The sequence below is a fragment of the Thermus sp. genome (assembly GCF_056332225.1).
On record NZ_JBWGQW010000016.1, the window covers coordinates 25,026 to 38,872 of the forward strand.

General features: G+C 68.5%; 11 protein-coding genes, 1 tRNA gene and 1 pseudogene. 7 read left to right on the top strand and 6 right to left on the bottom strand.

Translation table 11 applies throughout. The features are described 5' to 3' along the window. Positions 1-37 precede the first annotated feature (37 nt). The 3 genes from AC01Y6_RS04895 (at position 38) to AC01Y6_RS04905 (ending at position 2,156) form a co-directional block, all read left to right on the top strand. A tRNA-Arg gene (locus tag AC01Y6_RS04895) sits at positions 38-114 on the top strand. Between the two features lie 92 nt (positions 115-206). Continuing rightward, a complete protein-coding gene (locus tag AC01Y6_RS04900) occupies positions 207-1,340 on the top strand; it encodes an MFS transporter (RefSeq protein WP_428719767.1) in 1,134 nt (377 codons plus the stop codon). A gap of 9 nt (positions 1,341-1,349) precedes the next feature. Beyond that, a complete protein-coding gene (locus AC01Y6_RS04905; protein WP_476670513.1) occupies positions 1,350-2,156 on the top strand; it encodes a universal stress protein in 807 nt (268 codons plus the stop codon). A 21-nt stretch (positions 2,157-2,177) separates the two neighbouring features. Here the strand turns inward: AC01Y6_RS04905 and AC01Y6_RS04910 are convergent, their stop codons facing one another. Further along, positions 2,178-2,525 carry a phage holin family protein gene (locus tag AC01Y6_RS04910; protein ID WP_476670515.1) on the bottom strand — a complete coding sequence of 116 codons (348 nt, stop codon included), beginning with the start codon at positions 2,523-2,525 and terminating at the stop codon, positions 2,178-2,180. Between the two features lie 107 nt (positions 2,526-2,632). Here AC01Y6_RS04910 and rtcB point away from each other — a divergent pair, with 107 nt between their 5' ends. Together rtcB and AC01Y6_RS04920 are read left to right on the top strand one after the other, a co-directional pair. Next, positions 2,633-4,063: an RNA ligase RtcB gene (rtcB, locus tag AC01Y6_RS04915; protein WP_476670516.1), complete on the top strand. Its 1,431-nt coding sequence runs from the start codon at positions 2,633-2,635 to the stop codon at positions 4,061-4,063. Between the two features lie 35 nt (positions 4,064-4,098). Further along, complete coding sequence (locus AC01Y6_RS04920) at positions 4,099-5,559, top strand: phosphodiester glycosidase family protein (protein WP_476670518.1); 1,461 nt, start codon at positions 4,099-4,101, stop codon at positions 5,557-5,559. Here AC01Y6_RS04920 and pyk read toward each other — a convergent pair. The 4 genes from pyk to dnaA form a co-directional block, all read right to left on the bottom strand. Beyond that, positions 5,556-6,980, bottom strand: a complete 1,425-nt coding sequence (gene pyk, locus AC01Y6_RS04925) for a pyruvate kinase (protein WP_476670519.1) — start codon at positions 6,978-6,980, stop codon at positions 5,556-5,558. The genes AC01Y6_RS04920 and pyk overlap by 4 nt on opposite strands. Next, a complete protein-coding gene (eno, locus tag AC01Y6_RS04930; protein WP_476670521.1) occupies positions 6,967-8,235 on the bottom strand; it encodes a phosphopyruvate hydratase in 1,269 nt (422 codons plus the stop codon). The genes pyk and eno overlap by 14 nt, the downstream gene beginning before the upstream one ends. A 43-nt stretch (positions 8,236-8,278) precedes the next feature. Further along, the gene (dnaN, locus tag AC01Y6_RS04935) at positions 8,279-9,397 is read right to left on the bottom strand and encodes a DNA polymerase III subunit beta (protein ID WP_347240997.1); all 1,119 of its coding nucleotides are present in this window, start codon (positions 9,395-9,397) and stop codon (positions 8,279-8,281) included. Positions 9,398-9,696: 299 nt separating this feature from the next. Then, positions 9,697-11,010: a chromosomal replication initiator protein DnaA gene (gene dnaA / locus AC01Y6_RS04940; RefSeq protein WP_347241037.1), complete on the bottom strand. Its 1,314-nt coding sequence runs from the start codon at positions 11,008-11,010 to the stop codon at positions 9,697-9,699. 50 nt (positions 11,011-11,060) lie between these two features. On the opposite strand from dnaA, the gene mnmG reads away from it, so the two are divergent. After that, the gene (gene mnmG / locus AC01Y6_RS04945) at positions 11,061-12,863 is read left to right on the top strand and encodes a tRNA uridine-5-carboxymethylaminomethyl(34) synthesis enzyme MnmG (RefSeq protein WP_476670526.1); all 1,803 of its coding nucleotides are present in this window, start codon (positions 11,061-11,063) and stop codon (positions 12,861-12,863) included. Positions 12,864-12,888: 25 nt separating this feature from the next. Continuing rightward, positions 12,889-13,617 (top strand): 16S rRNA (guanine(527)-N(7))-methyltransferase RsmG, encoded by a 729-nt coding sequence (gene rsmG, locus AC01Y6_RS04950; protein ID WP_347240995.1) that lies wholly within the window; start codon positions 12,889-12,891, stop codon positions 13,615-13,617. Between the two features lie 5 nt (positions 13,618-13,622). Here rsmG and AC01Y6_RS04955 read toward each other — a convergent pair. Further along, positions 13,623-13,847 (bottom strand): annotated as a pseudogene (locus tag AC01Y6_RS04955) (IS982 family transposase); the annotation flags it as partial.

A 13,847-nucleotide genomic window follows, 5' to 3' on the forward strand; every position in this document is an offset into this window, starting at 1 on the left:
CCTCCTTCTTCCCGTGCTATAGTACTCCCGCTTGAGTGCGCCCGTAGCTCAGCTGGACAGAGCGTCGGCCTCCGGAGCCGAAGGTCAGAGGTTCGAGTCCTCTCGGGCGCGCCATTTTCTTTTGGCCCTTCCTTGGCTTCCGGAAAGCCCCAAGCACGTGGGGATTCTAACACACCCTTCCTGAGAAGCGGGTTTAGCATGGAGGGGTGCTGCCCCTCCTCCTCGCCTGGCTCCACACGGTCAACGACCTCTTCGGGAACTTCCTCACCCCCCTCCTCCCCAAGCTCATGGCCCACTTCGGCGTGGGCCTGGGAACGGCGGGGCTTTTGGTCTCCGTTTACTCCCTCACGGGAAGCCTCCTCCAGCCCTTCGCCGGCCTCGTGGCCGACCGGATGGACCGGAGGCTCCTTTCGGCTTTGGGGCCGGTCCTGGTGGCCTTGGGGATGGGGTCCATGGGCCTTTGGCCTCGCTTTGAGCTTCTGCTTTTGGCCCTCGGCCTGGCGGGCCTGGGCTCGGCCCTCTTTCACGCCTCGGGGGCCAGCCTGGTGGGGGAGTTCGCCCCGAAGGAGCGCAGGGGGTTTTGGCTTTCCTTCTTCGGCTCCGCGGGCTACCTGGGGCTTTCCCTGGGCCCCATCGTGGCCCTCTTCACCGTGGGGGCCCTGGGGCTTAGGGGACTCCTTTGGCTCACCCCCTTGGCCCTTCTTCCCGCCCTGGCCCTCCTCCGCCTTCCCCCGGTGCGGCGCCGAGGCAAGCCCGCCGGGGTGAAGGACTTCCTCCGGGTCTTCCGGGGGGACGTGGCCCGGCTTTGGGGCATGGCCACCCTGAGGAGCCTGGTCTTCATGAGCTTTTCCACCACCTTGCCCTACTGGTTCGCCCAGAGGGGTCTCTCCGACGCCTACACCGCCTTAAGCCTCTCCGTCTACAGCTTCTCCGCCACCTTGGGCACCTTCCTCGGGGGCACCCTCTCGGACCGGCTGGGGCGGAAGGCGGTGCTCCTCAGCACCCTCTCCTTTGGCCTTCCCCTTTACCTCGGCCTCCTCCTCTTCCCGCCGGAAAACCCCCTGTACCTGCTCCTCCTCGCCGCCACCGGGGCCCTGATGAACGCCGGGATTCCCGTGGCCGTGGCCCTGGCCCAGGAGCTGGAGCCGGCCCAGACGGCCACGGTGTCCGGGCTCCTCATGGGCTTCACCTGGGGGTTCGCCGGGCTTTTCTACGCCCCCATCGGCCACCTCATAGAAACCCTGGGGGTCATGCCCGTCCTTTTGGCCCTGGGAAGCCTGATCCTGCCCGCTTGGGCGCTGGCCAGGGGGGTGAGGGAACCCGAGCGCAAGGCGGCGTAAGATGGAAGCATGCGGATCCTCCTCGCCACGGACGGCTCGCCCCAGGCCAAGGGGGCGGAGGTGCTGGCGGAGTGGCTGGCCTACAAGCTCTCGGCCAAGCTCCTCCTCCTCTACGTGCGAGACGTCCGCCTTTTGCGGGGCCTCGAGCCCTTGGACCTGGGAGCCCTCACCATCCCCCTCCCCGTCTACCGCCAGGAGCTGGAGAAGGTCCTGACCCTCAAGGGCGAGGCTATAATAGATAGCTTACAAAAAAGTGCCCGGGAGGCGGGCATAGAGACCGAGACCCTCATGGAAACCGGCCTTCCCCACGAGGTCATCCTGCGCCACGCCCGGGGGGCGGACCTCCTGGTCCTGGGCCGAAGCGGCGAGGCCCACGGGGGAAGCTTCCTGGGCCTGGGGAGCACCGTGGACCGGGTGCTCCGGGCCTCCCCCATCCCCGTGGTGGTGGCCCCCGTGGACTACGTGGCGCTGGAGGGAGCCCTCCTCGGGTACAACGCCTCGGAGAGCGCCGTGCGGGCCATGCACACCCTGGCCGCCCTGGCCAGGCCCCTGGGGCTTAGGGTGCGGGTGGTGAGCGTCCACGAGGATCCCGTGCAGGCGGGCTCCTGGGCCCTGGAGGCGGAGGCTTACCTGAAGGACCAAGGCCTCGAGGCGGAGGCCCTGGCCCTCTCCGGGGACCCCGCCGAGCACCTTCTGGCCCTGCAAAACCCCACGGACCTCCTGGTCCTGGGGGCCCCGGTGCAGAGGTTCCTCCTGGGAAGCACGGCGGAATACGTGGTCCGCCACGCCGTGGGGCCGGTCCTCACCGCCCGATAAGGTCCAAGTGATGGAAAACCGCTAGTCCCGGAAGAGCCAGTTGAGGAAGAGGCTCACCAGGGAAAGGAGGAAAGCTCCCAGGAGGGCCTCGAGGAAGCCCTTGACCTCCAGGGCTGTGGCCTGGGCCACCAGGTAAAGGAGGGCGCCGTTCACCACCCAGGTGAAAAGCCCCAGGGTGAGGAGGTTGAGGGGGAGGGCGAGGAAGAGGAAAAGGGGGCGGAGAAAGGCGTTGGCCAGGCCCCAGATGGCTCCGGCCACCAGGTAGTCCAAAAGCCCCGCCCCGGGAGCGAAGGCCACCCCGGGGTAGAGAAGGCTCACCAACCAAAGGGCCAGGGTGTTGAGAAGAAGCCTTAAGAGAAGGCCGCGCATGGCCTAAGCCTACACCCGGACGCATAGCCTTGACGCATACCGCATACCGGGGTAGCCTGAAGGTAAGCCCGGGCCCAAAAGCCCGGCGGTTTTTTTTGGAGGGCGCCATGCGCTTTGAGAGGATCGCCCCCTTCACCTACCGCATCCCCCGGCAGGGGAAGATGCGGGTGGACGCGGTCTTCTTCGCCTCGGAGGAGATTCTGAAGGACCTCGAGGCCGAGGGATACGCCTCACTGCAGCAGCTCATGAACGTGGCCACCCTCCCGGGCATCGTGGAGCCCGCCCTGGCCATGCCCGACATCCACTGGGGCTACGGCTTCCCCATCGGGGGGGTGGCGGCCTTTGACCCGGAGGAGGGCGGGGTGGTGAGCCCGGGCGGAGTTGGTTTTGATATAAATTGTGGGGTCCGCCTCCTTCTTTCCCACCTCACCCTGGAGGACCTCCTGCCCCGGCAGAAGGAACTCGCCGACGCCCTCTACCGCCTGGTGCCCTCCGGGGTGGGGAGCGAACGGCGGGACGTGCGCTTCAGCAAAAAGGAGCTCAAGGAGATCCTCAAGGAGGGGGCCTCGTGGCTCATCCGGCGGGGCTTCGGCTACCCCGAGGACCTGCGCTTCATTGAGTCCGAGGGCCGCCTCCCCTGGGCCAACCCCGAAAAGGTCTCGGAAAGGGCCTTTGAGCGGGGGGCCCCCCAGATCGGCACCCTGGGGAGCGGGAACCACTTCCTGGAGGTGCAGTACGTGGACGAGGTCTACCACGAGGAGGCCGCCCGGGCCTTCGGCCTCTTCAAGGGGCAGATCACCGTCCTCATCCACACGGGAAGCCGGGGCCTCGGCCACCAGGTCTGCCAGGACTACGTGGAGCGCTTCCTCAAAGCCGCCCCCCGGTACGGCATTGAGCTCGTGGACAAACAGCTCGCCGCGGCCCCCATAAGGAGCCCTGAGGGCCAGGACTACCTCCAGGCCATGGCCGCCGCCGCCAACTTCGCCTTCGCCAACCGCCAGCTCATCGCCCACTTCGTGCGGGAGGCCTTTGAGAAGGTGGGCTTTAACCCCAAGGACCACGGCCTCAGGGTCCTCTACGACCTCGCCCACAACAACGCCAAGTTTGAGGAGCACGGAAGGAGGCGGGTCCTGGTCCACCGCAAGGGGGCCACGCGGGCCTTCGGCCCCGGCCACCCGGAGATCCCCGAGGAGTACCGGGAGGTGGGCCAGCCCGTCCTGGTGCCGGGGGACATGGGGCGCTACTCCTACGTCCTCGTGGGCACGGAGAAGGCCATGGCGGTCTCCTTCGGAAGCAGCTGCCACGGGGCCGGGCGGAAGATGAGCCGCCACCAGGCCAAAAAGGTGGCCCGGGAGCGGAACCTGGTGAAGGAGCTCGCGGAAAGGGGCATCCTGGTCCGGGCCGCCACCCGGGCCACGGTGGACGAGGAGATGCCCGAGGCCTACAAGGACGTCTCCTTGGTGGTGGAGGCGGTGGAGGGGGCGGGGATCGGGAAAAAGGTGGCCCGCCTCAGGCCCCTCATCGTGGTGAAGGGATAACCCGCTTCTCACCCGGGCCTGGTTTCCTGTGGGGGATGAGGTCCTTCGCCCTCCTCCTCTTTTGCGGCCTCGCCCTGGGCCAGACCCTCCTTCCCGTGGAAAGCCTCGGCCTCACCTTCCGGGAGGAGGCCGGGGCCTGGGTGTACGAGGGGAGCGGGAAGCGCTACGCCTACATCCCCGGGGTGGGCTGGGCCGAGCCCTTGGGGGCGGAGTTCCCGCCGCCCCAGGGGGACCGCTTTCCCCTGGAGGCCCTTAAATCCCTGGGCCACTTCCGGGTACCCGAGGCGGGGGCGCGTTTCGGGAACAAGCCTTCGGGGCTGAGGGTGGTCCTGGACCTGCCCGCTCCTTACCCGGCCGAGCCCCAAGAGGAGCGGGGGAAGGCGGGGACCACCCTCCACCTGCCTTACCTCGCCCCGGACCTCCTCGAGGCCCCCTGGCCCGCGGGCCTAAGGGCTCAAGTGCGCCTCCTCCCCGAGGCCACCGAGCTCGCCTTGAGGGCGGAGCAGGGCCGCCTCTACTACCGCCTCTTCCCCCTCGAGGACCCCCCCCGCCTGGTCCTGGACCTCTACCTCCTCGCCCCCGAGGTGGAGGAGGCCTTGGCCCCGGGGGTGCGCTACCGGGAGGTCTACGCCTTCACCCCCGAGCCCCTGAGGCTTTACCTGGTGGAGGCGGAAAGGGGAAGGCTCCTCCCCGTGGGCACTCCGGGGAAGAGGGCGCTTCCCCAGGACCTGGCCCCGGGCGCCCTCGCCGTCCTGAACGGGGGCTACTTTGACCCCAAGAGCGGGACCCCCATCGGGCTTTGGGTGCAGGACGGGGTGACCCTCTCCTACCCCTACGGCCGGGTGGCCCTCCTTTGGGACGGGTTCGCCTTCTTCCTGGACTACCCTAGGTTCCTCGCCGAGGCGGTGGGGCCGGATGGAAACCGGGTCCGGGTGGGGGTGAACGCCTCCCGCGCCCGCTACACCGCCCACACGGTGCCGGGCCCCGTGGGCCGGGAGGGGGAAGGGGTGGCCTTGGTGCGGGAGGACCGGGTGGTGGCCCTCCTCTCCGCCCCGGCGGAGCTTCCCCCAGGAGCCTGGGCCCTCACCTTCCCCAAGGAGGCTCCCCCTTTTCCCCTTGGGGTGGGGGACCGGCTCGCCCTCTACGGCGCCCTCAACCCCCCCTTCCGCTACGCCCTGGAAGGGGGGCCTCTCCTCCTCAAGGAGGGGCGGTACGCCTACGACCCCAGCAAGGAGAACTTCAAGGACCCGAGGCCCCTCCAGGCCGTGGCCCCCCAGGCGGCGGTGGCCTGGACCAAGGAGGGGAAGCTCTGGCTCCTCGTCTCCGAGCCCACCACCCCCGGGGTCCTGGCCCGGGCCCTCCTCTCCTTAGGCGCCTGGAACGCCCTCCGCATGGACGGGGGCGGCTCGGCCCAGCTCTGGGTGAAGGGGCGGCTCAGAAGCCCTTACCCGGGCTCCCCCAGGCCCGTGGTGAGCGCCTTGGCCCTCTTCCCCTAGGCCACCCGCTCCACCCGGAGGAGGTTGGTGGTCCCCCGGACCCCAAAGGGCACCCCGGCGGCGATGACCACCCGCTCCCCCACCTGGGCGAGGCCCAAAGCCTTCACCTCCCTAAGGGCGATGCGCACCATGTCGTCCGTGTCCTGGGGGTCCGGGGCCAGGTGGGGCACCACCCCCCAGACCAAGGCCAGCTGGCGCTCCACCTCGGGGCTAGGGGTGAGGGCCAGGATGGGTACCTGGGGCCGGGTGCGGGCGATCCTGCGGGCTGAGCTTCCCGTGGCGGTGAAGACCACGATGGCCCGGGCCCCCACGGCCTCCACGATGTCGTCGGCCGCCTGGGCGATGGCGTCCTGGGTGGTGGGGGTGGGAGAGGGCCTGAGGACGTTGAGCTTCTGCACAAACTCGGGGGAGGTCTCCACCGCCTTGGCGATCCTGCTCATCATGGCCACCGCCTCCACGGGGTAGGCCCCGGCGGCGGTCTCCGCCGAGAGCATCACCGCGTCCGTGCCGTCAAAGATGGCGTTGGCCACGTCGGAGGCTTCGGCCCGGGTGGGGCTGGGGTTTTGCACCATGGACTCCAGCATCTGGGTGGCGGTGATCACCGGCTTCCCGGCGGCGATGCAGCGGAGGATGAGGCGCTTTTGGACGATGGGGACCTCCTCCAGGGGCATCTCCACCCCTAGGTCCCCCCGGGCCACCATGATGCCGTCGGCCTCCTCCAGGATCTCCTCAAAGCGGGCCACGGCCGAGGGCTTCTCTATCTTGGCCATGAGCCGGGCCCGGGAGCCGTAGCGGGAGAGGTAGTGCCGGGCGAGGAGGAGGTCGTCCCGGGTGCGCACGAAGGAGACCGCCACCCAGTCCACCCCGATCTCCGCCCCCAGGGCCAGGTCCTGGATGTCCTTTTCCGAGAGGGCGGGGATGGAGAGGTCGGCCCCCGGGACGTTGATGCCCTTGTGGTCGGAGAGGATGCCCCCCACCTCCACCAGGGTGTGGATCTCGTCCCCCACCACCTTCTCCACCCGGAGGCGGATCCGGCCATCGTCCAAAAGGAGCACCTGCCCAGGGCGCACGTCCTCGAGGAGCCCCTTGTAGGTGAGGGAAACCCGGGTCTCGTCCCCCTCCACGGGGAGCCGGGTAAGAACGAAGGGTTGGCCCGGCTTGAGCTCCACCCGGCCCTTCTGAAAGCGGCCGATGCGGATCTTGGGGCCCTGCAGGTCTTGGAGAATGGCCAGGGTCCTGCCAAGCTCTTGGGACACCTCCCGTACCCAGGCCGCCCGCCTCCTGTGGTCCTCGGGGGTGCCGTGGCTGAAGTTCAAGCGGAAGACATCGGCCCCTGCCTCGGCCAAGGCCCGGATGGTTTCCTTGGTGTCCGTGGCCGGGCCCAGGGTGGCCACGATCTTGGTGCGCTTAAAAGGCCCCATAGCCCAGGAAGCGGGCCGCCTGGCCCAGCTCCTCCTCGATGCGCAAAAGCTGGTTGTACTTGGCCAAGCGGTCGGAGCGGGAAAGGGAGCCGGTCTTGATCTGGCCGGCGTTCACCGCCACGGCCAGGTCGGCGATGAAGGGGTCCTCCGTCTCCCCGGAGCGGTGGCTGATCACCGCCCGGTAGCCCGACCGGTGGGCCAAGCGGATGGCCTCGAGGGTCTCGGAGAGGGTGCCGATCTGGTTCACCTTGACCAGGATGGCGTTGGCCACGCCCCGCTCAACGCCCATGCGGAGCCTTTCCGGGTTGGTGACGAAGAGGTCGTCCCCCACCAGCTGCACCTTCTCCCCGAGTTCCTGGGTGAGAAGCCTCCACCCCTCCCAGTCGTCCTCGGCCATCCCGTCCTCGAGGGAGCGGATGGGGTACTTCTCCACCCACCGCGCCCAGAAGGCCACCATCTCCTCAGGGGTCAAGACCTTGCCCTCCCCCTCCAGGTGGTATTTCCCGTCCCGGTAAAACTCGCTCGCCGCGGGGTCCAGGGCCAGGGAGACCTCCTCCCCAGGGGTGTACCCCGCCCGCTCAATGGCCTGGAGGAGGAGCTCCACCGCCTCCTCGTTCTGCTTCAGGTCCGGGGCGAAGCCCCCCTCGTCCCCCACGTTGGTGCTGTAGCCCCTTTCCTTCAGCACGCCCTTGAGGGCGTGAAAGACCTCGGCCCCGATGCGCAAAGCCTCGGAGAAGCTTTCCGCCCCGGCGGGCACCAGCATGAACTCCTGGAAGTCCAGGCGGTTGTCGGCGTGCTTACCGCCATTGATGACGTTCATCAAGGGAACGGGGAGGACCACTCCCTGAACCCCACCCAGGTAGCGGTAGAGGGGTAGCCCCAAGGCCAAAGCCGCCGCCCGGGCCGTGGCCAAGGAGACGGCCAGGATGGCGTTGGCCCCCAGGTTCGCCTTGTTGGGGGTGCCGTCCAGCTCCAGCATGGCCCGGTCCACCCCCTCCTGGTCCAGGGCATCCCGGCCGATGAGCTCGGGGGCGATGCGCTCGTTGATGTTCTCCACCGCCCGGCGCACCCCCTTGCCCAGGTAGCGCCCGCCCCCATCCCTTAGCTCCAGGGCCTCATGGGCGCCCGTGGAGGCCCCGGAGGGCACCAGGGCCCGGCCCCGCACCCCCCCTTCCAGCTCCACCTCCGCCTCCACCGTGGGGAAGCCTCGGGAATCCAGCACCTCCCGCGCCTTCACGCTGACAATCGTGGTCATGGATCCCTCCTATGGAAGCGCTTCACGCCCCTCCTTTCCAAGCCTACACCCTCAGGGGCACCACCACCGCCCGGTAGCCCCCCTCCCCGGAAGGGCGCACCAGGCTGGGGCTGGTGGGTCCACTCATCTCCAGAAAGGCCTCGCCTTCCAGAGGAGCCAGGGCCTCCAGGAGGTAGCGGGCGTTGTAGGCCAGGCCCATGGGGGTGCCCTCCATGGCCACCGCCACCTCCTCCTGGCCCTTCCCGTAGTCCCCTTCGGCGGAAAGGAGCGCCCGGCCCTCCTGGAAGAGGAGGTCCACCCGGTGGTTCTGCCGGTCCGAGAGCACGCTCACCCGGCGCAGGGCCTCGCGGAAGGGGTCCACCTCGAGGCGCACCCTCAAGGGGAAGTCTTTGGGAATCACCTTCTCGTAGTCAGGAAACTCCCCTTCCATGAGGCGCACGGCCATCCGCACCTCCGCACCCTCCCCCCGCACCGCCAGGCCCAAGGTCCCGGGGCCCAGGGCCAAAGCCACCTCCCCCTCCCCCAGGGCTTTTAGGACCCGGACCACCTCATCGGCGCTCCGGGCGGGGACCACCGCCTTTTTGGCGAAGGGCTGGGGCTTGGGAAGCTCGGAAAGGGCCAAGCGGTAGCCGTCGGAAGCCACCGCCCTCAAGCCCCCTTCGGAAAACTCCAGCTGCACCCCCCGGAAGATGGCCCGGTACTCCTCGTTGCTGGCGGCGTAGCGGACCTGGGTAAGGAGGCGGAGAAGGTCGCCCGCGGGAATATGGGCCTGCAGGGGAAAGGCTTCGCTGGGCCCCTCGGGTTCGGGGAAGAGAAGCTCGGGGTAACCCTCCACGGGAGCCAGGCTCAGCCGGGTGGTGAAGCGCCCCGAGGAAAGCTCCAGCTCCCTCTCCAAGGAAAGGACCGCCTCTTCCCCTGGGAGGCTCCGCACCAGCTGGAAGAAGGGCTGGGAAGGAACAAGGTAAGCCCCCTCCCCCTGAACCCGGGCGGGAAGGCGGATCTCCAAGTCCACCTCCCCGTTGGAACCGAAGAGGACCAAGGTTTCCGGCCCCGCGGCCAGGCCCGCGTAGGTAAGCAAGGGGTTGGAGCTCCTAGAGGGAATGACCCGCTCCAGAAGGGCGATCTGCTCGGCTAGGAGGTTTTTTGGAAGGGCTAGCTTCATCTCTCGCTCCTCTCCTTACTGTTACTACCAAGTGCTTTTAAAGATTTTAAAGATCCGTAGCCGTAGTAGTAGGGCCTGTGGATATGTGGATAAGTGGGGGAAAAGCCGCTCCTGGAGGGCATAGGGCTTGTGGATAACCCTTGTGGAAAACCCAGGCCCCCTTGTGGATAACCTGTGGATAACCGGCGGGTTATCCACAGGGTCCCGACCCCCCCTGGGTTGTCCACAGGTTGTCCACAAGGTTATCCACAGGGAAGGGTGGGTTATCCACAGGGTTATCCACAGGTTATCCACAGGCCTCACCCCAGCTTCGCCCGGAGGGCCCGGAGCAGGGCTTGCACCTCCCGGTCGGTTTCCGAAAGCTCCTGGACCTTCTGAATGGCGTAGAGGACCGTGGCGTGGTTCCGACCCCCGAAGAGCTGGCCGATGTCGGGGAGGGAGGAGCTGGTCAGGTCCCGCACCAGGTACATGGCGATCTGGCGGGGAAGCACCACCTCCTTCCTTCGGCCGATTCCCAGGAGATCTTCGGGGCGGAGGGCGAAGTGCTCGGCTACCGTGCGTACGATCTCCTTGGGGTCTACCTTCACCTCCTGTAGGGCGAAGATGTCGGAGAGGGCCTTGGCGGCCACGCTTCGGGTGAGCTCCACCCCGTTCAGGGAGGCGTAGGCGATGGCGCGCATGAGGGCCCCCTCCAGCTCGCGGATGTTGGAGGTCACCTGGCGGGCGATGTACTCCAGGACGTCCTCGCTGATGCGTAGCCCCCGCTGCTCCGCGTTCATCTTGAGGATGGCGATGCGGGTTTCCAGGTCGGGGGGCTGGATGTCGGTGATGAGGCCCCACTCAAAACGGCTCCGGAGGCGGGCCTCGAGGGTGAGGATGTCCTTGGGGGGGCGGTCGGAGGAGAGGATGATCTGCTTGTGGGCCTCGTAAAGGGCGTTGAAGGTGTGGAAGAACTCCTCCTGGGTGCGCTCCTTGCCGGCGATGAACTGGATGTCGTCCACCAGGAGGAGGTCCACGGAGCGGTAGCGCTCGCGGAACTTGGCCATGCGGTCCTCGCGGATGGCGTTGATGAGCTCGTTGGTGAAGGTCTCCGTGGAGACGTACTCGATCTTCAGGTGGGGGAAGCGCTTGGCCACGGAGTGGCCCACGGCGTGCATCAGGTGGGTCTTCCCCAGCCCCACCCCCCCGTAGATGAAGAGGGGGTTGTAGGCCCGGCCCGGGGACTCGGCCACGGCCACGGCGGCGGCGTGGGCCATGGAGTTGTTGGGCCCCACCACGAAGTTCTCAAAGGTGTACTTGGGGTTGAGCTTGGGCTTTTCGCTTTCCGGCTTGGGGGAGGCGTGGAAGATGTCCTCCTGGACCACGGCCCCCGGCACCACCTTGAGCTCAAAGCGGGGGGCCTGGGCCCCGAGGAGGCTTAGGGCTTCCTGGATGAGCTCGGCGTAGTGCCGCCTTATCCAGTCCAGGGCGAAGGAGGTGGGCACGGCGAGCTCCAACACCCCGTCCCGAACGCCCAGGGGACGGATCCTTTCAAACCAGGTGTGGAACTCCACCTCGGTGATGTTGCGCCGGATGTGCTCCAGGACGTGTTGCCAAACCGCCTCGTGGGTCAAGGCCACCCCCGTCGTCCGGAGGAACATTCTACGCCAGGGGCTTGGGTAAAGTGGAGGGCGGGATGGGGTACGACGTGGTGGTGGTGGGTGGGGGCCACGCGGGCCTCGAGGCGGCCTGGGCGGCGGCAAGCCTCGGGGTGCGGGTGGCCCTGGTGACGGTGAACCCCGACCGGATCGGCATGATGCCCTGTAACCCCGCCGTGGGGGGGCCGGGGAAGAGCCAGCTGGTGGCGGAGGTGGTGGCCCTGGGCGGGCTCATGGGCCGGGCGGCGGACGCCGCCGCCATCCACACCCGGGTCCTGAACCGCTCCAAGGGCCCGGCGGTGCAAAGCCTCAGGGTCCAGGTGGACCGGGACCTCTACGCCTTAAAGGCCCAGGAGATCCTCGCGGAAAGGCCCGTGGAGGTCCTCCGGGGCGAGGTGGCGGCCCTCTGGGTGGAGGGGGGGAGGCTTTTGGGCGTCCGCACCGTGGACGGGCGGGGAATCCCCGCCAAGGCGGTGGTGGTGGCGGGGGGGACCTTCCTTTCCGGCGTGGTCTGGTACGGAAGGAAGAGCCGCCCCGCCGGGCGCCAGGGGGAGCCCCCGGCCCGCTTCCTCTCCCAAAGCCTAAAGGCGGTGGGCCACACCTTAAGGCGCTTCAAGACGGGGACCCCGCCCCGGATTCGGGCCGACAGCGTGGACTTCGGGCGCCTCGAGGTGGTCCCGCCCGAGGCGCCGCCCGGGAGTTTCACGGGAAACCCGGGGCCCCACGCCGAGAGGCTTCCCACCTGGCAGACCCGCACCACGGAGAGGACCCACCGCCTCATCCGGGAGAACCTCCACCTCTCCCCCCTCTACGCCGGGGACATCCAGGGCATCGGTCCCCGGTACTGCCCCTCCATTGAGGACAAGGTGGTGCGCTTCGCCGACAAGGAGAGCCACCTCCTCTTCGTGGAGCCGGACGGGCTTTCCACCACCGAGGTCTACCTCCAGGGCTTCTCCTCAAGCCTCCCGCCCGAACTCCAGGAGGAGATGGTGCGAAGCCTCCCCGGGTTTGAGCGGGCGGTGATTCAGCGCTACGCCTACGCCGTGGAGTACGATAGCTTAGACCCCACGGAGCTCACCCGGGGCCTCCAGTCCCGCTTCCTCCCCGGGCTTTTCAGCGCCGGGCAGGTGAACGGCACCTCCGGCTATGAGGAGGCGGCGGCCCAAGGGGTGCTGGCGGGCCTGAACGCCGCCCGGTTCGCCCTGGGGCTTCCCGAGGTCCACCTTCCCCGGGAAAGCGGCTACATCGGGGTCCTGGTGGACGACCTGGTGGGCCGGGGCACGGACGAGCCCTACCGGATGATGACTTCCCGGGTGGAGCTCCGCCTCCTCTGCCGGGCGGACAACGCCGACGAGCGCCTCACCCCCTTGGCCGTGTCCTGGGGCCTGAGGCCCAGGGAGGACCTCAAGCGGGTGGAGGCCAAGTACCGGAGGGTGGCGGAGGAGCTTAGGCGCCTCGAGGCCTTGCGGGTGGAGGGGGTTTCGGGCCTCCAGTGGCTTAGGCGCCCCGAGAACACCTACCGGGCCCTGGCCGAGCGCTTCCCGCCCCCTTCCCCCCTCTCCCCCGAGGAGGCGGAGCAGGTGGAGATCCGGGCCAAATACGCGGGCTACATTGAGCGGCAGGAGCGCCTGCGGGAGAGGATGCGGGACCTCGAGGCCTTCCGCATCCCCGAGGGCCTGGACTTCCCTCGGATACCGGGGCTTTCCCGGGAGGCGGTGGAGAAGCTCTCCCGGGCAAGGCCCCGCACCCTGGCCGAGGCTGCCCGGATCCCCGGGCTACGGGACTCCGATCTCACCGCCCTCTTGGTCCACCTGAGGCGGTGGGGGTAGTGTTTCACGGGAAACAGGGGGCGGGATGGGCCTGACGGAGGAAGGGGAGAGGCTTCTTTTGGAGGGGGGGCGGGCCCTGGGCCTGGACCTGAGGCCCCACCTTCCCGCCTTTTCCCTCCTTTACCAGCTCCTCATGGCCGCCAACCAGAGGGTCAACCTCACCGCCCTCCGCACCGAGGAGGAGGTGGTGGTCAAGCACTTCCTGGACTCCCTCACCCTCCTCCGGCTTCCCCTCTGGGAAGGGCCCTTGCGGGTGCTGGACCTGGGCACGGGGGCGGGGTTTCCCGGGCTTCCCTTGAAGATCGTGCGGACCGAGCTGGAGGTGGTCCTTCTGGACGCGGTTCGCAAGAAGGTGGCTTTCCTGGGGGAGGCGGTGCAGGCCCTGGGGCTGAGGGGGGCCTACCCCCTTTGGGGCCGGGCGGAGGAGCTTGCCCACCGCCCGGAGCATCGCGAGGCCTACGACCGGGTGGTGGCCCGGGCCGTGGCCCCCCTCTGCGCCCTTTCCGAGCTCTCCCTCCCCTTCCTCCGGGTGGGGGGGCGGATGGTGGCTCAGAAGGGGCCTAGGGTGGCGGAGGAGCTAAAGCCCCTTCCCCGGGCCCTGGGCCTCCTCGGGGGCACCCTGGAGGAGGTGCGCCCCCTGCGCCTGCCCTTCCTGGAGGAGGGGCGGGCCCTGGTGGTCCTCTCCAAGGTGGCGCCCACCCCCAAGGCCTACCCCCGCCGCCCCGGGGTTCCCGAGAAAAAACCCTTGTGCTAACCCAAGTGGAAGTAGACCCGCTTGCTGGGGACGAGGCCGCGGTAGGCCTTGAAGAAGTGGGAGCGGGGGGCGCGGATGTTCTCGCAGGCGGGGAAGGGGAAGGTGTCTAGGGCGTAGGCCTGGGCGTGCTTGCCGCCGAGTTCCATGGTGGCGACAATGGCGAGGGTGAGGATGACGGAGGCGGGGGCCTTGGCTTGAGGGTCGTCCTTGTGACCCATGGCCTTGAGGGC

What these genes read in the sequence shown, in the direction of transcription:
- AC01Y6_RS04905 (WP_476670513.1), top strand. Translation starts at nt 1,350, where the DNA reads ATGCGGATCCTCCTCGCCACGGACGGCTCGCCCCAGGCCAAGGGGGCG.
- AC01Y6_RS04910 (WP_476670515.1), bottom strand. Translation starts at nt 2,525, where the DNA reads ATGCGCGGCCTTCTCTTAAGGCTTCTTCTCAACACCCTGGCCCTTTGG.
- rtcB (WP_476670516.1), top strand. Translation starts at nt 2,633, where the DNA reads ATGCGCTTTGAGAGGATCGCCCCCTTCACCTACCGCATCCCCCGGCAG.
- AC01Y6_RS04920 (WP_476670518.1), top strand. Translation starts at nt 4,099, where the DNA reads ATGAGGTCCTTCGCCCTCCTCCTCTTTTGCGGCCTCGCCCTGGGCCAG.
- pyk (WP_476670519.1), bottom strand. Translation starts at nt 6,980, where the DNA reads ATGGGGCCTTTTAAGCGCACCAAGATCGTGGCCACCCTGGGCCCGGCC.
- eno (WP_476670521.1), bottom strand. Translation starts at nt 8,235, where the DNA reads ATGACCACGATTGTCAGCGTGAAGGCGCGGGAGGTGCTGGATTCCCGA.
- dnaN (WP_347240997.1), bottom strand. Translation starts at nt 9,397, where the DNA reads ATGAAGCTAGCCCTTCCAAAAAACCTCCTAGCCGAGCAGATCGCCCTT.
- rsmG (WP_347240995.1), top strand. Translation starts at nt 12,889, where the DNA reads ATGGGCCTGACGGAGGAAGGGGAGAGGCTTCTTTTGGAGGGGGGGCGG.